Annotated in this window: 22 protein-coding genes; 14 read left to right on the forward strand and 8 right to left on the reverse strand. The window is 60.4% G+C overall.

The window, feature by feature from the left end:
• Positions 1 to 73: 73 nt before the first annotated feature.
• The 5 genes from AGR1_RS27220 (at position 74) to recX (ending at position 5,038) form a co-directional block, all read left to right on the forward strand.
• Positions 74 to 1,537, forward strand: coding sequence for a sugar ABC transporter ATP-binding protein (locus AGR1_RS27220; RefSeq protein ID WP_149149045.1), 1,464 nt, complete (start codon positions 74 to 76; stop codon positions 1,535 to 1,537).
• On the forward strand, positions 1,534 to 2,475 hold the full coding sequence (locus AGR1_RS27225; protein ID WP_149149046.1) for an ABC transporter permease: 942 nt from the start codon (positions 1,534 to 1,536) through the stop codon (positions 2,473 to 2,475). The genes AGR1_RS27220 and AGR1_RS27225 overlap by 4 nt, the downstream gene beginning before the upstream one ends.
• Positions 2,472 to 3,419, forward strand: a complete 948-nt coding sequence (locus AGR1_RS27230; RefSeq protein WP_149149047.1) for an ABC transporter permease — start codon at positions 2,472 to 2,474, stop codon at positions 3,417 to 3,419. Before AGR1_RS27225 ends, AGR1_RS27230 begins: the two co-directional genes overlap by 4 nt.
• Before the next feature lie 35 nt (positions 3,420 to 3,454).
• Complete coding sequence (locus AGR1_RS27235; protein ID WP_080794484.1) at positions 3,455 to 4,375, forward strand: SMP-30/gluconolactonase/LRE family protein; 921 nt, start codon at positions 3,455 to 3,457, stop codon at positions 4,373 to 4,375.
• A 72-nt stretch (positions 4,376 to 4,447) separates the two neighbouring features.
• Complete coding sequence (gene recX / locus AGR1_RS27240) at positions 4,448 to 5,038, forward strand: recombination regulator RecX (protein ID WP_121459742.1); 591 nt, start codon at positions 4,448 to 4,450, stop codon at positions 5,036 to 5,038.
• A gap of 3 nt (positions 5,039 to 5,041) precedes the next feature.
• On the opposite strand, the gene AGR1_RS27245 is transcribed toward recX, so the two are convergent.
• The 6 genes from AGR1_RS27245 to AGR1_RS27270 all read right to left on the reverse strand — a co-directional run bounded on the left by AGR1_RS27245 (position 5,042) and on the right by AGR1_RS27270 (position 12,209).
• Positions 5,042 to 5,440: a cytochrome c family protein gene (locus AGR1_RS27245; RefSeq protein ID WP_187772312.1), complete on the reverse strand. Its 399-nt coding sequence runs from the start codon at positions 5,438 to 5,440 to the stop codon at positions 5,042 to 5,044.
• 95 nt (positions 5,441 to 5,535) lie between these two features.
• On the reverse strand, positions 5,536 to 6,063 hold the full coding sequence (locus tag AGR1_RS27250; RefSeq protein WP_080794490.1) for a DUF992 domain-containing protein: 528 nt from the start codon (positions 6,061 to 6,063) through the stop codon (positions 5,536 to 5,538).
• Positions 6,064 to 6,311: 248 nt separating this feature from the next.
• Positions 6,312 to 7,121, reverse strand: coding sequence for an ATP-binding cassette domain-containing protein (locus tag AGR1_RS27255; RefSeq protein WP_080794492.1), 810 nt, complete (start codon positions 7,119 to 7,121; stop codon positions 6,312 to 6,314).
• A gap of 30 nt (positions 7,122 to 7,151) precedes the next feature.
• Positions 7,152 to 9,119, reverse strand: coding sequence for a Fe(3+)-hydroxamate ABC transporter permease FhuB (gene fhuB, locus AGR1_RS27260; protein ID WP_149149049.1), 1,968 nt, complete (start codon positions 9,117 to 9,119; stop codon positions 7,152 to 7,154).
• Positions 9,116 to 10,018, reverse strand: coding sequence for an iron-siderophore ABC transporter substrate-binding protein (locus tag AGR1_RS27265; protein ID WP_187772313.1), 903 nt, complete (start codon positions 10,016 to 10,018; stop codon positions 9,116 to 9,118). The genes fhuB and AGR1_RS27265 overlap by 4 nt, the downstream gene beginning before the upstream one ends.
• A 28-nt stretch (positions 10,019 to 10,046) precedes the next feature.
• Entirely contained in the window at positions 10,047 to 12,209 is a 2,163-nt protein-coding gene (locus AGR1_RS27270) for a TonB-dependent siderophore receptor (protein WP_187772314.1), read from the reverse strand.
• Positions 12,210 to 12,366: 157 nt separating this feature from the next.
• Here AGR1_RS27270 and AGR1_RS27275 point away from each other — a divergent pair, with 157 nt between their 5' ends.
• The 5 genes from AGR1_RS27275 to AGR1_RS27295 all read left to right on the forward strand — a co-directional run bounded on the left by AGR1_RS27275 (position 12,367) and on the right by AGR1_RS27295 (position 17,704).
• Positions 12,367 to 13,278 (forward strand): LysR family transcriptional regulator, encoded by a 912-nt coding sequence (locus AGR1_RS27275; protein ID WP_080796496.1) that lies wholly within the window; start codon positions 12,367 to 12,369, stop codon positions 13,276 to 13,278.
• A 245-nt stretch (positions 13,279 to 13,523) separates the two neighbouring features.
• Positions 13,524 to 13,787 carry a hypothetical protein gene (locus AGR1_RS27280; protein ID WP_149149051.1) on the forward strand — a complete coding sequence of 88 codons (264 nt, stop codon included), beginning with the start codon at positions 13,524 to 13,526 and terminating at the stop codon, positions 13,785 to 13,787.
• A 170-nt stretch (positions 13,788 to 13,957) separates the two neighbouring features.
• Positions 13,958 to 15,625, forward strand: a complete 1,668-nt coding sequence (locus AGR1_RS27285; protein WP_149149052.1) for a phosphoethanolamine--lipid A transferase — start codon at positions 13,958 to 13,960, stop codon at positions 15,623 to 15,625.
• 65 nt (positions 15,626 to 15,690) lie between these two features.
• Positions 15,691 to 16,344 (forward strand): response regulator transcription factor, encoded by a 654-nt coding sequence (locus AGR1_RS27290; RefSeq protein WP_077984751.1) that lies wholly within the window; start codon positions 15,691 to 15,693, stop codon positions 16,342 to 16,344.
• Positions 16,345 to 16,366: 22 nt separating this feature from the next.
• Positions 16,367 to 17,704: a HAMP domain-containing sensor histidine kinase gene (locus AGR1_RS27295; protein WP_149149053.1), complete on the forward strand. Its 1,338-nt coding sequence runs from the start codon at positions 16,367 to 16,369 to the stop codon at positions 17,702 to 17,704.
• A gap of 62 nt (positions 17,705 to 17,766) precedes the next feature.
• Here AGR1_RS27295 and AGR1_RS27300 read toward each other — a convergent pair whose 3' ends face one another.
• Entirely contained in the window at positions 17,767 to 19,071 is a 1,305-nt protein-coding gene (locus tag AGR1_RS27300; protein WP_187772319.1) for an MFS transporter, read from the reverse strand.
• A 291-nt stretch (positions 19,072 to 19,362) separates the two neighbouring features.
• On the opposite strand from AGR1_RS27300, the gene AGR1_RS27305 reads away from it, so the two are divergent.
• The 4 genes from AGR1_RS27305 to iolG all read left to right on the forward strand — a co-directional run bounded on the left by AGR1_RS27305 (position 19,363) and on the right by iolG (position 23,641).
• The gene (locus AGR1_RS27305; protein ID WP_149149055.1) at positions 19,363 to 20,472 is read left to right on the forward strand and encodes an RHE_PE00001 family protein; all 1,110 of its coding nucleotides are present in this window, start codon (positions 19,363 to 19,365) and stop codon (positions 20,470 to 20,472) included.
• Between the two features lie 251 nt (positions 20,473 to 20,723).
• The gene (locus AGR1_RS27310; protein ID WP_003522093.1) at positions 20,724 to 20,954 is read left to right on the forward strand and encodes a helix-turn-helix domain-containing protein; all 231 of its coding nucleotides are present in this window, start codon (positions 20,724 to 20,726) and stop codon (positions 20,952 to 20,954) included.
• A gap of 230 nt (positions 20,955 to 21,184) precedes the next feature.
• The gene (locus AGR1_RS27315; RefSeq protein ID WP_080794507.1) at positions 21,185 to 22,435 is read left to right on the forward strand and encodes an adenylate/guanylate cyclase domain-containing protein; all 1,251 of its coding nucleotides are present in this window, start codon (positions 21,185 to 21,187) and stop codon (positions 22,433 to 22,435) included.
• Positions 22,436 to 22,648: 213 nt separating this feature from the next.
• The gene (gene iolG / locus AGR1_RS27325; protein ID WP_080794509.1) at positions 22,649 to 23,641 is read left to right on the forward strand and encodes an inositol 2-dehydrogenase; all 993 of its coding nucleotides are present in this window, start codon (positions 22,649 to 22,651) and stop codon (positions 23,639 to 23,641) included.
• 208 nt (positions 23,642 to 23,849) lie between these two features.
• On the opposite strand, the gene AGR1_RS27330 is transcribed toward iolG, so the two are convergent.
• Positions 23,850 to 24,812, reverse strand: a complete 963-nt coding sequence (locus AGR1_RS27330; protein ID WP_149149057.1) for an IS110 family transposase — start codon at positions 24,810 to 24,812, stop codon at positions 23,850 to 23,852.
• Positions 24,813 to 25,201 lie beyond the last annotated feature (389 nt).

Below are 25,201 nucleotides of genomic sequence, written 5' to 3' on the forward strand. Positions count from 1 at the left end.
CTCCTGCGGCGCTTTAGAAAGAAGCGCCGCAGTGACCCCCATATTCAATTTCAGATCACTGGCGTAATTGCTCATGAATGACATCATCGAGGCGCAAGAAGTCGTCGCCGCGCGCGGCGTGAAGGTCGTGTTCGGCGCGGTAAGAGCGCTGGATGGGGCCGATCTCGTCATCCGCACGGGGGAATGCCTCGGGCTCGTTGGCCATAACGGCGCTGGAAAGTCCACCATCGTCAACGTCATCAATGGCGGGCTGACGCCGCATGAGGGTTCCGTTTCCTATGGCGGCGACGAAAACCGCCACGGCATTGCCGCCGCGCGCGCGAACGGCGTTCGCTGCGTGTTTCAGGAACTGTCGCTCTGTCCGAACCTGACGATCAGCGAAAATGTCCGCATCATGCATGCCGCCGCGGGTGGGCGAAACTGGCGCGGCCGTGCGCTGACGACGATCCGGCAGACACTGGACGAGATTTTTCCCGGCCACGGCGTCGATTGCGAGCTGACCGTGGCCGAGCTTTCCATCGCCGAACGGCAGATGGTAGAAATCGCCATCAATTTCTGCCGCATACCGCACGCGCCGAGACTGGTGATCCTCGATGAGCCGACGTCCTCCCTCGATGCCGGTCTTGCCGAGCAGCTGATGGATTATGTCCGCCGTTTCGTGCGTGAGGGCGGCTCGGTTCTGCTGATCTCGCATATTCTCGGCGAAATTCTTTCGACGGCCACCCGTATCGTGGTGATGAAGGATGGCCGGGTGGTGGCCGACCGGAAGGCCGCCGACTTCACCACCCGCTCGCTGGTTGAGGCGATGGGTAGTGTCATCAAGGAACAGGACAGGCGACGGGGTGAAAGCCGCAAGGCAGGCGAGAAGGTGCTTTCCATGCCGGCACGCCGGGGAGAAGGCCTTGCCTTCGAGGCCTTTCGCGGCGAGATCGTCGGCCTTGCCGGTCTCGGCGGCCATGGCCAGACCGAAGCGCTGCTCGATCTTTACCTTGCCCGCAACAATAGCTGGCTGCCCGCGCGCAAGACCGATCTCGCCTTCGTGGCGGGCGACCGCAGCCTTAACGGTACTTTTGCGCTTTGGAGCATCCTAAAAAACCTGTCCATCGCCTCGCTTAGGGATATTTCAACAGCAGGTATGGTGGACAGAGCCAAGGAAACCGACCTCGGCGCGCAATGGAAAAAGCGCATCGAAATCCGCACGCCCGATATGGGCAACAAGATCCTCTCCCTCTCCGGCGGCAACCAGCAGAAGGTGCTTTTCGCCCGCGCGCTCGCCACCACCGCCAGCACCGTTCTGATGGACGACCCGATGCGCGGCGTTGATATCGGCACCAAACAGGAGGTCTACGACATCTTGAGAACCGAAGCCTCGAACGGCCGCACCTTCATATGGTACTCCACCGAAATGGATGAAATCCGTCTCTGTGACCGGGTCTATGTGTTCCGTGACGGCGCTATCCAGGCGGAACTCGTCGGCGACGATATTACCGAGCAGAATGTGCTGGCGGCCTCCTTTGCCGGAGAAGACCACGCATGAAACTCTCGGCAAACGCGCTCCGCCTCATCATTCCCGCCGCCTCGCTCGCCTTCCTGCTTGCCGCTGTCTTCTACATGCAGCCGCGCGCCATGAGCTATACCGGCATGAACCTGCTGTTCAATCTGGCGGTGCCAATTGCGCTCGCCACCATTGCGCAGATGCTGATCATGTCGGTCAACGATCTCGATCTGTCGATGGGCGCCTTCGTCAGTTTCTGCGCCTGTGTGACCGCCACTTTCCTGCAAACCACGCCCATCCTCGGAATTGCGATTTTTGCCGGTGCGATTGCGGTTTATGCATTGCTCGGCGCCATCATCCATATCCGCAACCTGCCCTCCATCGTGGTCACACTCGGCATGAGCTTCGTCTGGGGCGGCCTCGCCGTTCTCATCCTCCCCTCGCCCGGCGGACAGGCGCCTGCCTTCATCCGCACGCTGATGACGGCGAAACCGCCGCTCGTGCCGATCGCCATCGTCGCCAGCATCCTGATCGCGGCGGTCGCCCATTACATCGTCATGCGCTCTTCCTTCGGTGTGCTGATGCGCGGCGTCGGCGGCAATTTCCGTTCCGTCGAGCGTTCCGGCTGGTCTGTCGTCGGCATACGCGCCGCCACCTTTGCGCTGGCCGGTTTCTTTGCGGTGCTGTCCGGTATCGCCCTTGTGGGTCTGACAACATCGGCCGACGCCAATATCGCGCTGCGTTACACGCTGCTGTCGATCGCCGGCGTCATCCTCGGCGGCGGCGAATTCGTCGGCGGCCGGGTATCGCCCATAGGCGCGGTTATCGGCGCGCTGACGCTGACGCTCGCCGGTTCGTTCCTCTCCTTCATGCGCATTTCGCCAGACTGGCAGATCGGCGCTCAAGGGGCGATCCTCATCATCGTGCTGGCGCTGCGCATCCTGCTCAACCGTCTTGAAAAGCGGGAGAAAAACCAATGAACGGGCTCTCTTCCCTCACCAGAAAACCATGGATCTGGTCCTTTGCCGCAACCGTTGCGGTGTGGATCGTCACCGTGCTCTTCACCGGCGGCGCAAGCTCCTTCGGGCTGTCGCATGCGGCACTCACCTTCGCGGCCTTTTCGGTCATCGTCGGCATCGGCCAGATGTTCGTCATCACGCTCGGGCCTGGCAATATCGACCTCTGCGTTCCCGCAACGATGACACTGTCAGGCACACTCGCCCTGAAATTCATGGATGTATCCGACAGCCTCATCCTGCCCGGACTGCTGATCGCCATCCTGATCGGCATCGCTATCGGCATCGGCAATTATGCGCTAATCAAGCTCCTGCGCATTCCGCCGATCATCGCGACGCTCTCCATGAGCTTCATCGTGCAGTCCATCGCCATCTGGTCGAACCGCGGCCTGCGCATCAAGCCGCCGGACACTTTGGCCACATTCGCCACATCGAGCTTCTTCGGCATTCCCAATGTCGCCCTCGTGGCCCTGCTGCTTTCCGTCATCGCCTGGCTGCTTCTCGACCGCACATTTTACGGACGCTGGATTTCCGCCATCGGCCAGAGCACCTTTGCCGCCCGTATGACCGGCATTCCCGTGGACGGCGCACGTTTCGTCACCTATGTGCTCTGCGCGGTGCTGGCGGCGATTGCCGGTTATCTGCTCGCCAGCTTCTCCGGCGGTGCTGCGCTCAACATGGGCTCGGAATATCTGCTGATGTCCATCGCTGTCGTCGTCATCGGCGGCACGGCGGTGGCGGGTGGGGATTCCAATGTTCCCGGCATCTGGGGCGCTTCGCTCTTCATGTTCCTGGTGGTGTCGATGCTGAATACCTACGGTTTCGGCGCCGGCATCCGTCTCATCCTCACCGGCCTCATCATCATCTCCGTCATTCTTCTGGCAAGCGGCCCCAAGGCCACGCGCTGAACCCCGAACGACAAGGCTAAAAGCGGACCACGCTCATGACTACAGACACGACCTCCCCTTACGAAATCCACGATGACCGCTTCCGTCACCTGATCGTCGGTAATGCCGAGCTGGAAGAGCTTTATTCCGGCTGCCGCTGGGCCGAAGGCCCCGTCTGGTTCGCCGATCTGAACTGCCTGTTGTTTAGCGATATTCCCAATGAGCGCATGCTGCGGTGGGTGCCGGATGGCGGGATATCGGTATTTCGCCAGCCCTCTAACTTCGCCAACGGCAACACGCGCGACCGGCAGGGGCGACTTGTCTCCTGCGAACATGGCGGCCGCCGCGTCACCCGCACCGAGGTCGATGGCTCGATCACGGTTCTTGCCGACAGCTACGGCGGCAAGCGGCTGAACTCACCCAATGACGTGGTAGTGAAATCCGATGGCAGCGTCTGGTTCACCGATCCCACATACGGCATTCTTTCCGATTACGAGGGCTACAAGGCCGAGCCGGAACAGAAGACGCGTAATGTCTACCGGCTCGATCCCGCAACGGGACAGATCGACATCGTCATTGACGACTTCGTGCAGCCGAACGGGCTTGCATTTTCGCCTGATGAGACGAAGCTTTATATCGCCGACAGTTCCTACAGCCACGACACCTCCCGCCCGCGCCATATCCGCGTGTTCGATGTGGTGGACGGCGCGAAGCTCGCCAACGGCCGGGAATTCTGCAATCTCGACAATGGTTTGCCAGACGGTTTCCGTCTGGATACGGCCGGCAATCTCTGGACCAGCGCCGGTGACGGCGTTCACTGCTTTGCGCCGGATGGCGCGCTTATCGGCAAAATCAAGGTGCCGCAGACCGTTGCAAACCTCACTTTCGGCGGCCCGAAAAAGAACCGCCTGTTCATCACCGCGACGAAATCGCTTTATTCGGTCTATGTCGCCGCAACCGGCGCGCAAACGCCTTGAGGTGCTGAAAAACCGGAGGAGACCGGCCGGGCGGGAACTGGCAAGACGGCTTCGCCGCGCTATAAAAGCGGAATGAACGATGATTCCAGCCCCTTCCTGACCGACGATATGGCCCTGGATGGTGAAACGCCGGCCGTTGAACCCACCAGCCGCATGCTGTCCTGGGCGCGCAATTCCGCTCTCTACCGGCTCGAGCAGCGCATGATGACTGAAAAACAGCTGCGCGACGCGATCATGCGCAAGGCGCGGGAAAAATTCGAGGATATCAGCCCGGCGCAGGTCAGGGCGCTCGGGGAATTTGCCGTCACTTTCGCTTATGGCATCAAGGCGCTTGATGACACCGCTTTCGCGGAAATTGCCGTGCGGAGCGGCCAGCGCAGCGGCAAATCGAGACGCGGACTCGCGCAGAAACTTCAGGTCAAGGGTATCGCACGGGAAACGGCCGCCGTTGCGCTTCAGGAGACCGATGATCTGGTCGCGGCCGTCATTTTTGCACGCAAACGCGCCTTCGGGCCGTTTCGCCGTGTCGAACTGGACGAGAAGCGCAAGGCCAAGGAATTTTCCGCCTTTGCCCGCAATGGCTTTGGCTTCGAGATCGGCGCGAAAGTCATGGCGATGACCTTCGAAGAAGCGCAAGAGATTATCGCTGAAGCGCCGCTCTGACGGCTATTGCGGCATGGGGTGCGTTTTCAGATAGGCGATCAGATCCGCAATATCGGTTTCGCTCCACAGCCCGAAAAAGCGCATGGCATTTCCCGGTATCGCCTTTTTCGGGCTGGCGATGAATTTTTGCAGTTCCTCTTCCGACCACACCCGGCCAGCCGCGCCAGCATCTTTCAGCGCCTGCGAATAGTGGCCGTAATCGGTTACGGAAGCTATCGGCCTGCCGACGACACCCATCAGATGCGGCCCCATGCGGGTGCGTGGCGTGTCGATGCTGTGACATGTGGAACAGCGACTGAAGACTTTCTCCCCATGAGCCGCCTCCCCCTCGGCAAAAGCGGTTGTCGCAAGAAGGAAAGAACAGGCGGTCGCTGCCGCGATGCTTCTGAATGTGGACATCATGGCCCGGATAATACAACGCCCTCTCCGTCTGACAACGAAGAGGGCGTTTTTTGACATGCGACAGAATGCCCGGCCGGGGCCGGGCACGTTGCCGATCAGTTCATGGCCGTGAGCGTCACGGAGGTGCCGGTGGCGGCGAGGTTAAGGCCAACCTGGCCCGTCACGCTGACCGTCTGCAGCTGGATGGAACCGGACGTGCCGCCAACGAGAACGTTGGTGCCGACGCCGAGACCGACGGTGACTTCAGCCGTTGCGCCCTGATAGAGGCCGCCCAGCGAACCGCGGTGATAACCGGCGGTCGGGGCGAAAACGGCCCAGACAAGACGGCCCTGCGTAGTGAAACCGAGGTCAACGCCCATCTTGCGGATCGCGCCGGTGTAATGGTCCGTGCGACGCGCGCCCATGGTGGACTGGAAGGTGCAATCCAGTTCCTTGGCCGAGCCGATCACGTAACCGACGCCGCCGCCGATATCGCAGGTGAGGTACCCGATCTTGACGCCGTTGCGATCGTCCTGCTCCTGCGGAGCCGGCTCATATCTTGCAAGGTCGGCAGCGAGCGCGGATGCGGTTCCGCCGAGGCCCATGGTCAATGCGGCAAAAGTTACGGCAACAGCCTTTTTCATCTGATTTTCTCCTGTTTTATTCCTACCCGCAGCAGCCCGTCTTGCCCTCTCCGGATATTGAATTCCGCACTGTTAACGTTTGTTCCCTGAAATCGATCCAAAACAACTTATTTGGAGGCGATGAAAGCGGAACAGTTAACAATGTCTGATGGCGGTAGGATGCCATTAAGACATTGTTAGGGCGGGAAATGCGCGCGGAATCGCCATCAACAGCCAGCGTTGCCCGCCGTTGTTTTGCTGCAACAACCTCAAAGTGGCAGGGCGACGGGAAAGCCGGTGGCGGCGTGGGTCATGACATCCATGCGAACGCCGTAGATGCGCTCCAGCGTCTCCGGCGTCATGATCTCCTGCGGCGTTCCGCGGGCAATCAGTTGGCCGGAATGCAGCGCGACGATTTCGTCGCAGAAACGTGCCGCCATGTTGACGTCGTGAAGCACCACGATGACGCCGAGGCCCTTTTCACGCGACAGTCTCTGCACCAGAGACAGCACCTCGAGCTGGTGCGCCATGTCGAGCGCGGAGATGGGTTCGTCGAGAAGCAGGCTTTCGGCGTTCTGGGCCACCAGCATGGCAAGCCACACGCGCTGGCGCTCGCCGCCGGAAAGCGTATCCACCAGCCGGTCGCGGAAGGCGACGGTGTCGGTGAGTTCGATGGCTTCGTCCACCTTCTCCTGATCGGCTTTGGTGAACTGCCCAAGGGCGCCGTGCCAGGGATAACGGCCAAGAGCCACCAGTTCCTTAGCCAGCATGCCGGAGGCGGCCGGCGTATACTGCGGCAGATAGGCAAGCTTTCGCGCAAATTCGCGGTTACCCCAGGCGCCGAGCGTCCTACCCTCGAATGAAACCCTGCCCCCCGTTGGCTCCTGAATCCGCGCGAGAATCTTCAGCAGCGTGGATTTCCCCGAACCGTTATGGCCGATCAGGCCAATGGTCTTGCCGGTCGCAAAACTGGCCGTCAGCGGCTGCAACAATATCCTGCCCGGCACTTCCATGGTGACGCCATCAAGAGAAAAAAGCGGGGCGTCATCGTTGTCGACGGCCAGCACTGCCTTACCCATGGTTCGTATCTCCGTAGATCGACTGAAACATCATGATCGCCTGCCTGAAAGCCAGATCAGGTAAGGCGCGCCGGCCAGAGCCGCAAAAAGCCCGAGTGGCAGCTCATAGGGAAAGGTCACCGTTCGCGCACCGAAATCGGAAAGTGCCATCAGAACCGCACCGAACAGGAAAGAGGCGAACAGATGATCGCGCGGCGTGGTGAAACCGGCGCGCAGCGCAATATGCGGCGCCATCAACCCAACGAAACTCAAGGGGCCAACGAGCAGCGAGGCGGCACCGGTGGCGATGCCCGCCACCGCGATAACGGCGATACGCCCGGTGCTGAGCGGCAGGCCAAGCGATAACGGCACGTCCCGCCCAAGCGGCAGGATCGTCAGCCACCGTGTCACCGAAAGGGCCGCCGCCAAGAGCACGACGGAAAGAATAACGAGAAAGATCGCCGAAGCCGGCGTCGCGGTCGAACCCGAGCCGCTGAGCCAGGCGAGGATTTGCCACGCCCGCTGGTCGCCAATGGCAAGCAGCGCCGAGAGAACGGCCGAGCAGAGCGAACTGATGGCGATGCCCGCGAGCAGGATTTTTTCCGGCGCGAGGTGCCGGCGCATGGAAAACAACAGGACGAGGATCATGACGGCCGCAGAGCCGATGCCGGCGCCGCAAAACAGTTCGAAAAGACCGGCGGCCGGAAAAATCGTGATGGCGACGGCAAAACCGAGGCCCGCACCGCCGCTGACGCCGATCACTTCCGGGCTTGCCATGGGATTGCCGGTAAGCCGCTGGAGAAGCGCGCCCGCCATGGCCAGAAGACCGCCCGCGGCCACGGCCGCCACCAGCCGCGGCCAGCGGAAGGGCAGCAGGCTTTGCAGATCGTCAGCCTTCAGCACCGTCCAGCCATCAGGCCCCTTGCCGATGGCGAGCGCTGCAAAGATCAGCCCCGCCATGACGGCAAGTACCGGCAGCAGGGCCGTAAACCGGCGTCTTGTCGCCAGCTCGACACCTTCACCGCGATGCACATCGGTCGGCCGGATTTTCGGCAGCAGCCACAGAAGCAGCGGACCGCCGATCAGGGCCGTTACCGCGCCAGTCGGGAAAACTTCAGCCGTCGTACTTGCCAGAAGCTGCACGAGACCGTCGCAGAACCACAGCAGCAGACCGCCCAGAAGCGGGGAAACCAGGAGCACCGAAGAAGAACGCCGCACACCGAGCGCTCGGGTGAGCGCAGGGGCGGCAAGACCAATGAAGCTGACGAGACCGACCGCCGAAGCAACGAAGGCGGCGAGCATGACCGCGACGGCGGCGACCGCCAGCCTGATCGAAAACAGCGAGACGCCGAGCGATCGCGCACCGGCATCGCCGAGACCGAGGACCGTCAGCGGCTTAATCAGCAGGCCGGTCAGAACGAGCCCGGCAAGAAGCTGAAACGCAAGAGACAAGGCGTTCGACCAGTCCTGCTGGCTGAGCGAGCCGCCGTTCCAGACGACCAGCGACATCAGATATTCGCCCTGCGCCAAAGTCAGCGCGGCGGAAACGGACGCGGCGGTGATGCCGACCAGCAGCCCCGACACCACCATGGTCACCGGCTCGAAGGAGCGTCGCCAGCCGAGAAGAAACACAATCCCGGCCGCAGCGGCCGCGCCGGCGAGCGCGACCAGGGCGCGGTTGCCATCCAGCACCGAGGGAAAGAACAGGGTGGCGATGACGATGGCCAGTTGCGCGCCGGCCGAGATGCCGAGCGTCGAAGGATCGGCAATCGGATTGCGCAGCAATTGCTGGAACAACGCACCCGACAGTCCCAGCATCGCGCCCGCCAGAATGGCGACCGCCACGCGCGGCATCAGGCTGAAGGCGAAAATCACCTGATCCATCGACATGGTGGCAGTATCGAACGGCAGGCCGGGCCATGCGCCGAAAGGCAGCCGCAACAGCCCGGCATGCAGGGAAAAGCCGCAGGCCAGAACGAACAGCAGCCCGAAGAAAAACTGAAGAGGCCGCGCCGTCACAGGGCTTCTCCCTGCGCCGAGAGCGCTTCGGTCAGAAGCCGCGCAAAGCGCATGCCGGCGGTGATGCCGCCATAGGGACCGACATTGCCGAGCGTGACCACCCGGTTTTCCCGCACGGCAGGCAGCGCGCGCCATATGGCGCTGCTGCGCAACGTCTCCCGCGCCTCGACCGGAATGTCGGAGACGATGACGATGCGCGCATCGGGCGACGCGGCGAGGTTTTCAAGCGGCACCGGGGCCGCGAAGGTGAATTGCGAACGATCCACCCAGGCATTGGAGAGCCCCAGCCGGCCAAGAACATCCCCGAACATGCTGTCCGCACCGAAAGCGCGAAAATGCCGGGCGTCGCCGATGTTGATCACATAGGTCGGCCGCGCCGCAAAACCGGCAAGGCGGGCCCGCATGGCCTGCAGTGCCGCTTCCGTTTCGCCCAGCACCCTGCGCGCCTCGTCTGCCCTGCCGAGCTTGTCGCCAAGGGCTGAGACCGCCGCCAGCGCCTTTGCGAAAGGCGGTTCGCCCTTCACGTAAAAGGGCAGCGAGAAGACCGGGGCAATCGCTTCCAGCCTGCCGATATAGCGGGTGTAGAAGGGCGAAATCAGAATGAGATCGGGCCGGGTCAGTTGCAGAAGCTCGAAGTTCGGCGCACCGCGCAGGCCGAGATCGGCGACGGTTGCAGGGATTTCCGGCTCGACCGCGTCCACCCGGAACTGGATGAGCTCGGTCGCCGCCACCGGCATGACGCCGAGCGCCACAGAGGTCTCCAGCATGGCCCAGTCGATGGCGGCAAGGCGTGGCGTGACCGCCGCGCGCGCCTTGCCGGCAAGAGCCGAAGCAGCGACCAGGCCTAAAAATTCCCGTCGTCCCCAAAGGGGGGACATCCATCGATCCTTGCGCGTCATGCCCCTGCTGCTTCACTTTGATATGGCGTCACCAACGATAGGTCAGCTTGCCCATGACCGTTCTTCCGTCACCGTAATAACATCCGAAAGTGGAGCAACTAGAAATATATTCTTTATCAGTCAAGTTTTGCACCAGAAGCGAGGCGCGGTAGCCGTTCTTCTCGTAATGCACGCCGAGATCGAGCAGGGCGAGGCCCTTCATCTCGAAGGTATTGGCGGCATCGCCATAGCGTTTTCCGACATAACGCACACCGCCGCCGATGCCGAAACCCTCAAGGGCGGTATCTTCCGGGAAAGTGTAATCCAGCCAGAGGCTTGCGGCGTGGCGGGGCGTGCTGTCCAACTCCTTGCCGTCATTCACGCGTCCGGAGACCTCGCTGTCCATGTAGGTATAGGCAGCGCGCAGGTCGAGCCCGTCGGCAAGGCTTGCGACGCCCTCGAGTTCAAGGCCTTTCACATGCGCCTCGTCCATCTGCTGCGTCACGCCGCCCACAGTCGTCGTGACGTTTTTCTGTGTCAGATCGTAGACCGCGGCGGAGAAGAACCCATCGAAACCCTCGGGCTGGTATTTGACGCCCGCTTCCCATTGTTCGCCGGTGGTCGGTTTCGGCGCATCGCCGACAGCCGGCTGCGGCACCGGTTCGAAGGAGGTCGCATAGCTGACATAGGGCGCGATGCCGCCATCGAACAGATAGCTGACGCCGACGCGGCCGGTCAGCTTGTGATCGTCCTTGTCGAGCGAGCGGTAGGTGGCACCGTTGAAGGTCGTGCCGCTGGTGCTTGCCCAGTCCTGCCGCAGGCCAGCGGTGACCCGCCAGTTCTCGAAGGCCATCTCGTCCTGCGCATAAAGGCCGATCTGGGAAATATCCGTCTTCACATCGGCATAGAGCGTGCGCGACGTGAGGCTGATCGGCCCGCCATAGACCGGATTGACGGGATTGAGCGGCGTCGCGGCCCAGAACTCGGTTTTGACGTTATTGTCGAAATAACGGTAGTCCAGCCCGACAAGCAGGGTGTGGTCGATTGGCCCCGTGGGGAAATCCGCCTGCAGGCTGTTGTCGATGTTGAAGGTGTTCAGCAGCTCGTCCTGGAACGTCGCATTGCGACGGATGAGATTGCCGATCATGCCGCTGTTGGCCGACGACATGCCGAGCGCGCGGTAGGACCAGTCGAAATTGGAATAACGCGCATTCTGCCGGAAGGTGAAGGTCTCGTCGAAACGGTGCTCGAACTCATAGCCGATATTGGTGAATTTACGGTTCGACGTATCGAAGGACGGATCGCCGACATAAAAGCTGCGGTCCAGCATATTGCCGGGTCTGAGATAGCTCAGCGCCGCCGGCAGGCCGGAGGGCGAACTCGGATTATCACGCTGATAGGAGGCAAGAACCGTCAGCTTCGTATCCTCGTCCGGCTGCCAGGTGAGCGCCGGTGCGATGAAATAGCGGTCGTTCTGCAGATTGTCCGTCTGAAGGTGGGCGTTGCGCGCAAGACCTGTCAGGCGATAGGCGAAACTGTCGGCGCCCGCGACCGGTCCACCGATATCGAACATCGACTGGTAATAATCGAAGCTGCCGATCTGCGCGCCCACTTCGCCGAAACGCTCGAAGATCGGTCGCTTGCTGATGAGATTGATGAGGCCACCGGGATTGCCCTGACCATAAAGCACCGAGGCCGGCCCGCGAATGACTTCCACCCGCTCCAGACCATAAACTTCATAGGACGGCGCACCGGCAGTGCGCATCAACCGCAGACCGTTTAGAAACTGCAACTGGTTCCCCTGAAAGCCGCGGATACGCGGCGCATCGAAACGCGGATCGGCGCCGAACGGCTGCGCAACCACACCGGGAACATAGTTCAACGCCTCGCCGAGAGTGCGGACGTTCTGCACATCCATCTGGTCCTTGGTGATGACGGAGACGGATTGCGGCGTCTCGATCAGGGATCGCCCCGTCTTGGTGGCGCTGGCGCTCGTTTTCGCCACATAGCCTTTCACCGGAGCTTTGGGATCCTGATTTTTGGCGCTGTCCACTGTGATGGTCTGCAGCACCGTCGTACCGGCCTCCTGCGCAAAGGCGGAAGCCGGGGCAAAAAACGCCGCATAAGCGATGACGGCGCAACCGCCAGCCAGAATGGAAATGTGTTTGGTTTTTCCCTGCACGCCAAGACCCTTCATCACCCGCACCACCACAAGACGGTATTTTCTGGAGAATTTAAGTCATCTTATTACGCAAGGGACGGATTGTGATCCAATAAGCGCAGCCGGTTTTTTTCAGAACTGTTGATTATGAAAACTCACATCGATAATAGCTTTGAATTATTCAAATCTGCCGGGAAAGGCCGTGACGATGGGCAGGAAACCGGCAAGCCGGGCGGAGACATTCGAATTACGCCACCTGCGCTATTTCACCACGCTGGTAGATGAGCGCAATTTCGAGCGCGCCGCCGCCCGCCTCGGCATTGCCCAGCCGGGCCTGAGCCAACAGATCATGGCGCTCGAACAGATTGTCGGCATGCCCCTTCTCGACCGGACGCGCCGCTCGGTGAAGCTGACCACGCCCGGGCAGCTTCTCTATGAGGACGCCCGGAAGATCCTCGCCAATGCCGAGGCGACGCTTGCGGCGCTCAAACGCGTCGACCGCGGCGAAACCGGGCGCATTTCCATCGGTTATGTCGCCTCGGCCGCCTATTCCGGCCAGATGATCCGGTCCATCGCCGGTTTCCGTGTTTCCCATCCCGATGTGGAGATGCAATTGATCGAGATGGAGATGCGGCTGCAACTGGCCAAGATTGCCGACGGCAATCTGGATTTCGCCTTCATCCGCCCGCCCGCGCCCGTTCCAGAGGGTGTAACAACCCACGTGGTGCTGCGCGAACCGCTGATGGCCGCGCTTCCTGAGAACCATCCCCTGGCCTTTGCGATGCAGGTCGATCTGAAAAACCTTGGCGGCGAGACCTTCATTACCCCGCGACAGCCGCCGGATGTCGGGTTTCACTACAATACGATAGAGGCCTGCAATGAAGCCGGGTTCCAGCCGGCGATCACCCCGGAAGGCAGGGACTACACCACGATCGCCAGCATGGTGGCCATCGGCCTCGGCGTCGCACTGGTGCCGCGCTCGCTTAATTGCCTGAGGTTGCCCGGTGTGCGCTACCTGCCGCTTGCCGCCAGTTCCACGACCTCGGACCTCGCCATCGCCCACCGGAAAACGGAAGCCTCTCCCGCCGTCAGGGCCTTCATTCTCCACATGCGCAATTGAAGCGGGGCAGCATCCGCCCGCCTGTCGATCCCGTGGACGAAAAATCCGTCATCATCCGTTTGCGCTGCATTGGCGGCAACAGGCGGGGGCGCCGTAACCGCATGGGATTGCGAAAAGAATGACGCTCTTGCGGGCAGGCCCAACACGAGACCGAAATCCTGTCCGGATATTTCCTGTACCCGCTTTTCCCCGCAGCCGCAGCGCACCCCATAATCGCGCCAGATTTCGATTCACGGGAGACAGCAATGGCTGAGACTTACGAACACCACGCCGCCGGCCTCGAATCCCCGGCATCCCACGCTTTCGACGTCGTTCCGGACGATACGAGCCCGCTTCCTTCCCCCACCCGCGCCATCTATGTGGGCAATGGCGGCCATCTCTGCCTGACCCTGCTTTCCGGGGCGACGGTGACCTTCCAGAACCTGCCCGCGGGCAGCCTGCTGCCGGTCAGGGCCATGCGCATATTTGCAACGCGCACCACCGCCACAGGCATCATGGGCCTCAATTAAGGGCTCTATCGTCATCCGCCAAACGGCCAACACGAAGTGTGACACTTTCATGACAAGCTTTCAGGTTGATGTCAGCAAAATGACGCATCCGCCATTGATCGGCCCATGCGGCAGCCTGGACGGCGGCGTTTTCGCCCCGTCTCCGTTGCCGCCGGCCTATTGGAAATCTGGTGGATCTGACAGTGGCTCTTTTTACCGCGAAAGCGACGGGAACAGTAACATATCGTCCGGAAATCGGCAGCGTACCGCTCAGCCTGCTGACGGCGGCCTATCTGCTGTTTTTCACCAACCGGACATTCTGGTCGAAGGTTCAAACATATCTTTCGGCCTATCCGGTCGCCATCGTCGCGCTTTATGGCGCCATGGCCGCCCTTTTCGGCGCGCTTATCATTATTTTTTCCGCCAAATATCTCATCAAACCGTTCTTGATCTTCCTGATCTTCGCGGCGGCGGCCGCTTCCTGGTTCATGGATCGCTACGGCATCGTCATCGACAGCGACATGATCCGCAACGCCATGGAGACGACGCAGGCGGAAGCCGGCAATCTGATCACGCCCGGCTTTCTCTGGCACATGGCGATTTACGGGCTGGTGCCGTCCCTCCTCATCGTCGCCGTGCGTGTGCGGCACCGGACGATCCTCGACAAGCTTTTATGGAACACGATCAGCATCCTGATCTGTCTTACCATCGCCGGCATCATCAGCTTCGCCAATTCCAAGACCTTCACCACCGCCGTGCGCCAGCACAAGGACATTGTCAAAAGCGTCAATCCCCTGTCGCCGATCATGTCGGCCATTCATTATTTCACGCTGGCCGGCAAGGAAGTCGATATTCAGGTCAGCCCGGTCGGCAGGGATGCTAAAATCCTGCCTTCATTGGGCGGCGTTCGCAAACCCCGCATCACCGTCATCGTGGCGGGCGAGACCGCGCGGGCCGCGAACTTTTCCCTGAACGGTTATGGGCGCGAGACCAATCCCGAACTCGCAAAACGCGGCGTGATTTATTTTCCAAACACGACCAGTTGCGGCACCGCGACGGCGATTTCCATTCCCTGCATGTTCTCGAAGTTCCCGCGTTCGCAATATAGCCACAACAAGGCGCTCGCCAATGAAAACGTCATGGATGTTCTCGTCCATGCCGGTGTCAGCGCCACATGGCTGGACAACAATACCGGCAGCAAGAACGTGGCCGACCGTATCCCTTATTTCGATCTGCCCTCGACCAATGACAGCCGCTTCTGCACTGGCGGAGAATGCCGCGACGATATCTTCTTCGACAAGCTCGATTCCTGGCTCAACAACGTCACCAGAGACAGCGTGATCGTGCTGCACCAGATGGGCAGCCACGGGCCGACCTATTATCTGCGCTATACCGACGAATTCCGCAAATTCACCCCGGATTGCCGCACGGCCGAGCTCGGCAACTGCTCCGACGCGGAGATCGTCAATTCCTACGACAACACGCTTCTTTACACCGACCATTTCCTCTCCACCGTGATCGACAAGCTGAAGGCCCGTTCCGACAGGCTGGCGACGAGCATGATCTATGCATCGGACCACGGCGAATCGCTTGGCGAGAGCGGCGTCTACCTGCATGGCGCGCCGTATCTGCTGGCGCCCGATCAGCAGACCCATGTGCCGTTTCTCGTCTGGTTCGATGACGATTTTGCCAAATCCATGGGGCTCAACAAAGCCTGCCTCGCGAAAACCGCGGCGGAGGGCGGGCGCTCGCACGACAATTATTTCCACAGCATCCTCGGCATGATGAACGTCTCCACATCGGTCTACGATCCCTCGCTCGATGTGTTCGGCGGCTGCACCCAGCGTCAGAACAGCTGAAACACTGTGCTTGACGCTTATCCGGAGAAAGAGATACGCAAGACGAAGCGATAGAGGGAGCTGTCTTGCGGGTTCTGCTTGTTGAAGACGATCATGTGCTGGGCGAAGCGCTGCGGGACCATGTCGCAGCGGCGGGTCACGCTGTCGACTGGTTCAAGACGCTGGGTGACGCCATGGCCGCGACGCTGACGATGGGTTACGGCCTCATCCTGCTCGACATGCGCCTGCCGGACGGCGAGGGCATCACCCTTCTGCAAGGCCTGCGCCAGCGCGATGATGCGACGCCGGTCATCATTCTGACGGCTCATGACCAGGTCTCCGACCGGATTGCCGGGCTGAACGCCGGTGCGGACGATTATCTGGTCAAGCCCTTCGATCTCAACGAGCTTTCGGCCCGCATGCTGGCCGTCTCACGCCGTTACGAAGGGCGTTCTGCTCCCGTGATCCGCCTGCCCGGCATCGAGATCAACCAGGTGGCGCGCAACATCACGGTCGATGGGACGGCGCAGACGCTGAGCGCCCGGGAATGGGCCGTGCTGGAAAAACTCGTCGAACATCCAGGCGCGGTCGTTTCCAAAGCGCAATTGCACGACACGCTTTATGAATTCGGCGCGGAAATAGAAAGCAACACGGTCGAGGTCTATATCAGCCGGCTGCGCAAGAAAATCGGCCATGACCGCGTCGAAACCGTGCGCGGCGTCGGCTACACCATCCGATAGTCAGAATTACAAGCAGGCAGAAATGGCCAGACCGACCAGCATGACCCGCAAGCTCGTGACGGCGCTGACCAGCGTTGTCGCCATATCCTGGCTACTTGCCTGCGGACTGGGCGTCATGGTGATGCAGGATGAGTTCGCCGAGATTTTCGACGCGGGCCTTGAGGAGACCGCAGAAAGGCTTCTGCCGCTGTTGCTGGACGACCTTCGCGAAAACAATATCGCCCCCGCCGCGCAGAAACTCAACAAGTCGGCGGAAGGGGCGGAATATCTGACCTACCAGGTTCGCGACCGTGAAGGGCAAGTCGTGCTGCATTCACATGACAGTTCGACGGAACCTTTCGAGGTACCGCTTGATCCCGGTTTTTCAGAGACATCGTCGCAACGTATCTTCACGATCGCTTCGCCGGACGACAATTATTTCCTGCAGGTCGCCGACGCCTTCGCCAATCGCCGCGAGGCGATCGAAGAGGCGGGCGCCGCGCTGCTTCTCCCCGTTCTCATCCTCATTCCCGCCAGCATTTTTGCTGTCATTGTCGTGGTACGCAGAACGTTGCGACCGATACAGACCCTGCGCGACGACATCAGCAAAAAGGACGGCGGCAATCTCGCGCCGCTGCCGACGCAACCATTTCCGGGCGAACTCCATCCCATTGCCCGTTCGGTCAATCTGCTACTCGGACGATTGCGATCGGCAATCGAGGCGGAACGGGAATTCACCGCCAACAGCGCTCATGAATTGCGCACGCCGATTGCCGGCGCGCTGGCGCAGGCACAACGGCTGCATGCCGACATTCCGCCGGAGCTTGCGCCGCGTGTGGAAAACATCGAAAAATCCCTGCAGCATCTTGCCCACCTGGCCGAAAGACTGCTTCAGATGTCGCGCGCTGAAGCGAGGATCGGGGTCACCGACACGGCAAACGATCTCATTCCCGTTCTCGAACTCGTTATCGACGACATGATGAGAACGGCCATCGGCTCATCCCGCATCCGCTTCACCAATCGCTGTGAAGGCGGTCTGTCCTGCAGGATCGGTGCGGACGCCTTCGGCATCGTCATCCGTAACCTTCTCGAAAACGCGCTGATCCACAGTCCGGCGGAAAGCCCGGTGCAGGTCGTCGCCGCAGCAGACGGCACGATCCACGTCGTCAACTCCGGGGCGGCTATCGACGCGGCGCTCTTACCCAAGCTGACGACGCGTTTTACCAGGGGCCAGACCACGGCGGATGGAACCGGGCTTGGTCTGGCCATCGTCAAAAGCCTGATTGAGCAAGCCGGCGGAGAGCTGGTGCTTTCCTCTCCGGTACCGGGCCGGCAGGATGGTTTTGAGGCCCGCATTGTCCTTCCTGTCGAACCCGCCTGAACGCTGAAAGGAACAAGCCCCGCCGGAAGGGCGGGACTTTTGCCGGTCTGGATGCGGGTCGCTCAATCCTCGTGAATATGGCTGTGATCGCGCGTGTCGCGCATCTTCACATAAACCACCAGCGACAGGGCGATCATGATCGTCACATACCAGAAGAACCAGCTTTCGTGGCCGATTTGCTTGAACTTCAGGGCCACGAATTCCGCCGTTCCGCCGAATATGGTGTTCGCCAGCGCATAGGGCAGAGCCACGCCAAGCGCGCGGATATGGGCTGGGAACATTTCCGCCTTCACCACCGCATTGATGGAAGTATAGCCGGTAACGATCAACAGACCGATCAGAACGAGGGCGAAAGCCATGATGGGATCGGTCGTCGTCGAAAGCGTGCTGAAGATCGCATAGGTGCACAGCGTTCCGAGAATACCGAAGCCGACCATCAGCAGCTTGCGGCCGATCTTGTCGGACAGCGCGCCGGCAAGCGGCTGGCACAGCATGAAGACGAAGAGCGCCGCCGTGGTGATCTCCGTGGCGCTTTCCTTGCTGAAGCCGGAGGTGTTGACGAGGAATTTCTGCAGATAGGTCGTATAGGCGTAAAAGGCGAGCGTGCCGCCGGAGGTGAGCGCCATGACCATCAGCGCTTCCCTTGGATAGTGTTTGAACAGCGCCCATCCGCTGGACTTCGGCTTGTCGACAGCACCGGTCTTGGCGTTTTCGAAGGACTGCGTCTCGACAAGGCCCCGGCGGATATAAAATACCGCAATCGCCAGGATGCCGCCGATGAAGAAGGGAATGCGCCAGCCCCAGGAGCCGAGTTGTTCCGGCGTCAGAACCCGCTGCAACACCAGAAGCACAGCCAGCGCCAGAAGCTGACCGGAAATGAGCGTCACATACTGGAAACTGGAGAAGAAACCACGGCGGTTCTTGCCGGCCATTTCGCTGAGATAGGTCGCGCTCGCGCCATATTCACCGCCGACGCTGATACCCTGCAGAAGCCTTGCGAAAACCAGAATGGCCGGTGCGGCGATGCCGATCGCCTCGTGGCCGGGCGTAATCGCGATCAGCAGCGAACCGAGACACATCAGCGTGACAGATAAGGTCAGGCCGGCCTTACGGCCCTTGCGGTCGGCATAGGTGCCCATGAACCAGGCCCCGATGGGCCGCATCAGAAATCCGACTGCGAAAACGGCGGCTGCACTCAGAAGCTCGGCGGTCTGGTTTCCGGAAGGGAAAAACACCGGCGCAAAATAAAGGGTGAAGGCCGAATAAACATACCAGTCGTACCATTCGACGAGATTGCCCGCCGATCCGCCGATGATGGATTTCAAACGGGTTTTCTGATCCAGCGCGGTGGCGGGACCATTTGCCATAATATTCACGGGTAAACTCCAATTCATCTTCGTCTGGAGATGGAAGGGCGAACGGAAGGTGTGATAATTTGTCGCTCTCGGTGGGGGTATATACCCGTCATGTTGCAGCGCGCAAGTTTATACCGCGCTGCAATATTGACGAGAAAACAGCAAAGGCGAGCAAAACCCTCGTCGCACCATTTCTGTAACCACACGGCTTTTCGTCGGGATTTTGGGTGAAAACCGCGAAAGCGGAGGCGCCCGACTGTGATCCGCCTTGTAAGCCGCCCGTGCTCAAACTAAAAAATATCAATGATTTACGATATATCGGACGTCCAGATCGAAAAGCTCCTCATTGCCGCCGCCCGCGCCGGCGAGGCGCTGGCGCGGCTGGACGAGCGGATCGACCGGTCACCGATGAAACACGGTTTCATCGAAAGACAGGATTTCACCGATGCGATTTCATCCATGTGGGTGGATGGCGAACTCGTTCACATGGAAGATCTTGTGCTGCATGACGCCCATATGGATGTGCGTGCGCCAACCCATGAAATGACTGCGGCGCACCGGGTTCTCCGCTCGCGACGGCTGATCTTTTCCAATGCCTCCGGCTGGGCCTTTACCGCGCCGGGCCTTTCGAGGCTACGCGGCAGGGCCGCGCTTGCCGAAGAGCCAGCACCTCCACGGCAAACACTCGACCATTCCCGCGATGAAGATGCCGACGCAGAGGAGGAAACATCGCTGGACGGCGCTTTTTCCGAGCTGGACGCGCTTCTGGCGCGAAGCGCCGCAACGCTCGATGCGATCACCACCGGCGGCGCGCTTCAGCCAATGCACAGGGAGGAAAGCCATGCGATCATCAACGAGCCCGACTGGGACGAAGACGAACGGTTAAAAGAATGGTGGGCTGTCCTTGCGCTGACGGAAGAACTGCCGGCAATCCTTCGCACCGCCATCCTGCTCGACGCGTGGAACATGATCGAGGTGCTGCAACGCAGCCCCTGGCTCGGCCGACTTCTGGCCTCCGCCTTTCTGCGCGACGGCGCCGTCACACCCGCTCACCTGCCGGCCCTCAGCGCCGGTCTGCGTGCGATCCCACGGGAGCGCCGGCACGCCCGAAACCAGACGCAGCGCATTGCCGCGCTTCTCGACAGCTTTTACGAAGCGGCGCAGGCCGGCATGAAGGAACATGACCGCCTGACCCATGCGCGAGAACGCATGATGCGCAAACTGGCCGGCCGACGCTCTTCCTCTCGCCTGCCGGAACTGGTGGAGCTTGTTGTCTCCCGACCGGTGGTTTCGGCGGCGATGATTGTCAAGGAACTCGGCACCACGCCGCAGGGCGCTATAGGCCTCGCCAACCAACTGGAATTGCGGGAAGTGACCGGCCGTGGCCGGTTTCGCGCCTGGGGCATACTGTAGCGAAAGCCGCCCGTCCTCGCGAGAGCCCTGAAAAAGTGGGGTTTTCGGCCATTTTCGGGCAGGGCGTGCCGCAGGAATGCGGCGATCACGAATCTTAACAAAATTTAACTATTGCGTAGGTGGATGAAGCCGCTATGTTCCTCGCTGCGTTGCAGCACCGATATTCTTCTCCGGCAACGCGGTCGCATTCGGCCCCGGCAACTTTTCTGTGCCGCCCGCATTTAAGTGTCCATTCTGAGGGAGATGCAATAATGACAATTTCAATCTCGCAACCCGATTCCGATCACGAAACCGATGCTCCATTTGCCAAAAAGGTCCTCACCGCGCGCAATCTCGCCGGATATACGGTCGAACAGCTTGCCGTGACCTGCGGCCTGACCACCAGCGAAATACGCGCGCTGGAAGACGGCACGGACAGCGATCCGCTGCGCATCAGACGCGTTGCCGCAGCACTTCATATTCCCGTTGAAACCGTTATCTGATCCACGTGGCGATCATTAAAAATCTCAGCGCCGCCGGGGACGATGTTCCCGGGAACATCCGGGCGGCGCGCGTGGCCTGATTAAGCCAATCCCTTCCGGAACATTTTCCGCGCTCCTCTCTTAACATTTTCGTTATCCGGCACCACATGGGGTTCGCGAGCGACCATGTTTCGCCTTTGCGACATATGCCCCGCTTGCGCGAGAGCAGCAACAACCTCCGGAATCCTGCCATGACACTAAGTCTCGACACCGAAGAACGGGTTTCTTCAGCACTGGATGAATTGTGGCCGGCGGAGAAGACGGAAATTCTTGACTGGCTGATCACGGGCACCAAGGACGAACGCTTTATCGACGAGATATTCGTCGAACTCTGCAACAGGCTTCGGGTGAGCGGAGTTTCCGTGGCGCGGGGCGTGCTCGCTTTCCGCATTCGCCATCCGCAATGGCTTGGCGCGCGCATTCTGTGGAAAGCCGGCCAGTCCTCCGCCGAGATCGCCACCTATGGCTACGGATCTGAAAATACGCCTGAATATCTCAATAGCCCCATCAACGACATTCATCAGGGCGCCACCGAAGTCCGCCACCGGCTGAACGGAGAAGACATCGATGAGCCCGGCTATACGATCTACGAAGACCTGCGGGCCGAGGGGCTGACGGATTATTGCGCCTGGCCGATCGAGCATACCTTCGGCAAGCGCCATGTCGCCACATTCTCCAGCGACCGGCCCGGCGGTTTTTCCGACAGCGAAATCCTCGCCCTGAAAAACCTGCTTCCGGCACTGGCGCTTGTCAGCGAAATACGCCTGAAGAACCGCATGACGCGCACCCTTCTGGAGACCTATGTGGGGCCGCATGCGGGCGAAAAAATCCTCAACGGCGCAACGACACGCGGCAGCGGCATGACGGTGGGTGCGGCGATCCTGATCTGCGACCTGCGCAATTTCACCCATATTTCCGACCTTTGGCCGCGCGACGATGTCATCGAGCTTCTGAACGGCTATTTCGACGCCATGTGCGATCCAATCGAGGAATTCGGTGGCGAAATCCTGAAATTCATGGGCGACGGGCTGCTGGCGATTTTCCCGCTCAGCGACCCGCAGGCCTGCGAAAACCTGCTGAAAGCCATTGCCAGCGCGCAGAAGAGCCTCGTTGCGCTGAATGAAATCAATCGCCGCAAGGGACACGATCCTCTCGGCTACGGCATCGGCGTGCATGTCGGCGATGTCATGTATGGCAATATCGGCTCGAAAACCCGCCTCGATTTCACCGTCATCGGCCCTGCCGTCAATATCGCCTCGCGGCTGGAAACGCTGACCAAGGAGACCGGGCGCAACGTACTTTTCTCAGAAGAATTCGTGCGCACCGCCGGATATCAGGGAAAGCTGGAAAATCTCGGCCCATGGCTGCTGCGCGGCCTCGAAACCCCCGTTGAGGTATACGCCCTGCCCCATAATACGGCCCTGACAGCTTCGGCTGATTGATTGTTGCGCGGGGCTTTTCTCGACACCAGCCATCCGCGCCGCACAATCTTCCTGAAGGCGTGATTTCGGCCCCCTGGATCATCGTCAAAACGCTTGACACATCTGCGATGTCGATCTAGCAAAATAGAACATATATTCCATATCGAAATATTGCTTGTATTCATATTCTGTCCTTCCGGGAGTGAGGGACGGGTGTGAGAAACCGGAGGAAAGATGGTTACGAAATTGGCGCTGCTCGGCGCTGGACGGATCGGCAAGGTCCACGCCAAGGCGATCACCACCGACAGCCGTGCGCAGCTGGCGGCCGTTGTCGACGCCATGGCGGGCGCTGCGGAAGCAATCGCCCGCGAAGCGCAGTGCAAGGTCAGCACGATCGATGAGGTTCTGGCCGACAAGACCATCGACGCCGTCATCATCTGCACGCCGACCAACACCCATGCCGACCTGATCGAGCGTTTCGCCCGCGCTGGCAAGGCGATCTTCTGCGAAAAGCCCGTCGATCTCGATGTCGCCCGCGCGGAAGCCTGCGCCAAGGTGGTCGAGGAAACCGGTGCGAAGGTGATGCTCGGTTTCAACCGCCGTTTCGACCCGCATTTCCAGGCCGTCCACAAGGCAATCGACGATGGCCGCATCGGCAAGGTGGAAATGGTCACCATCACCAGCCGCGACCCCGGGCCGCCGCCGGCCGACTATATCAAGGTCTCCGGCGGCATTTTCCGCGACATGACCATTCATGATTTCGATATGGCCCGTTTCCTGCTCGGCGAGGAAGTGGAAAGCGTGTTCGCCACGGGTTCCGTTCTTGTCAATCCGGAGATCGGCGCGCTGGGTGATTTCGACAGCGCCAGCATCATCCTGACGACGAAAAGCGGCAGGCAGGCGATCATTTCGAATTCACGTCGCGCGACCTATGGTTATGACCAGCGCATCGAAGTGCACGGTTCGCTCGGCTCGGCAGCGGCCGAAAACCAGCGTCCGGTTTCCATCGAAATCGCCAATGCGGATGGCTACACCCGCCCGCCGCTGCATGATTTCTTCATGACGCGTTACACGGCGGCCTATGCTGCGGAAATCACCGCCTTTATCGACAGCATCGAAAACAATGTCGCGCCCTCGCCTTCCATCAAGGACGGTCTGGTCGCGCTGAAGCTGGCCGACGCCGCGCTGAAATCCGCGACTTCGAAGACGGCCGTGAAGATCGGCTGAAACCACAACCGGGACGCGGAGCGTCTTGCTGAACCCACTGTCCGCCGTGAATTCGTTGACGGCGGACAGCCGCGCCTGTCCCAAAGCCCTCGGCAGCGGGCCAATATCCTCAAGGCTTCACGTCGATTCGAAGCGCGTCGCACCTTTCAGATCCCACAAGTCGCGCCCCTAAGATTCCATGATAGGTCGGCACACCCCACCGCCCTCATCAAGTCAGTCGTATTTTCTCGTTTTGATATTCTTTCAATCTTGCGTTTGCGATGACGATTATGTGTCGCATGATTGCACCAAGAGCTGTTAGCTTTGACTTTCCGGCATGGAGTAATCGCCTATACGTCGCAGCAAGGTGGCTCTTGCTGTGGCTTGCAGCCATAGCTGCGGTAAAGAGCAGCGGTCGTAACTGCCGTCGTCCGCCCGTGGTAAAGCGACGGCCTTTGTGCGCGCCGCTGTCCCGGGGGTGAGGGGCGCATCCGGCGAGGCTTGCTGCCTGCTTGCGATCGATGTGTCCGAGTTCCGGCATGAGCGCCAACAGCATCGGCGCGATCACCTTGCCAATGCCCGGAACGGTTTGCAGGATGGCCTTGCGATCTTTCAGGCGTTTATCGAGGCTGATGATCGTTTCGATCTGTTTGTCGATGGCCTCGATACGGCGCTTGATTTCGGCAATATGGCCGGCAATCTCGCGAGCGATCGGCTTATTGCGCGGCTCCTTCAACCGGTTTTCCTCTTGCACGCGCATGGATACGAGATCGGTGCGGCGCAAGACCAGCAGTTTGACCTTGGCTTCATGTGGAGGGCTTGGCCGCCAGCGTGGGAGGGATTGCGCCCGTGACAGACCATATTGTGCGATATGGCGTGCATCGATGGGGTCTGTCTTGGCATTTGCGCCGCAGGCGCGGATGAAGGCTTTGACCCTGACCGCGTCTGCGCGGTGGGCGGGGATGGCAAGGTCTTCAAGGACATCCAGCAGATCGTCCTCGTAGCCACCGGTGGCTTCGCAGATGGCGAGCATATCGCCACGTCCGGCATATGGCTTCAAGGCGGCCCTGAGCGCGACCTTGCTGTTTTCGACGGTGCCGATCTTTCCGGTACGGGTATCGAAGAATGTGATTGTTGCTTTGGAGACGTCAAATCCCAAAGCGAACTGGATTTGTGCGGTGTTCGGGTCCATGATGGGGCTCCATGCTTGGCATTGTCTGCGGGCGCGGTGAAAGCCGGCCCATTCAAGTCAACAAGCGATGCGAAGCTGGTGCGATTGCAGCCCAGGATGAGGCCGGTCGAGAAGACCCATTCCTGTTCGGGCGTACAACCGCATGGCCTCCGAGGTGGCCGCCTCGGAGGTCATCCAGCGTCCCGAACAATAAAGCACATTTTCGACAGACAATTCCTGTGCTTGTCACAGGAATCCAGCCGACGCGTGTCTACGCGGCGAGAAAAACTCCTTTCAACCCAAGGACTTGGGCTGGCTAGCAACTGTGACAGGCACAGGGGATGAGGAAAGAATGCAGCAAAAGCATGTTCCAGCAATCGGCCCTTTAAATGGCAGCTTCCACACTTGCA

Origin of the sequence: Agrobacterium sp. B1(2019) (assembly GCF_008274755.1) — a bacterium.
GTDB lineage: Bacteria > Pseudomonadota > Alphaproteobacteria > Rhizobiales > Rhizobiaceae > Agrobacterium > Agrobacterium salinitolerans.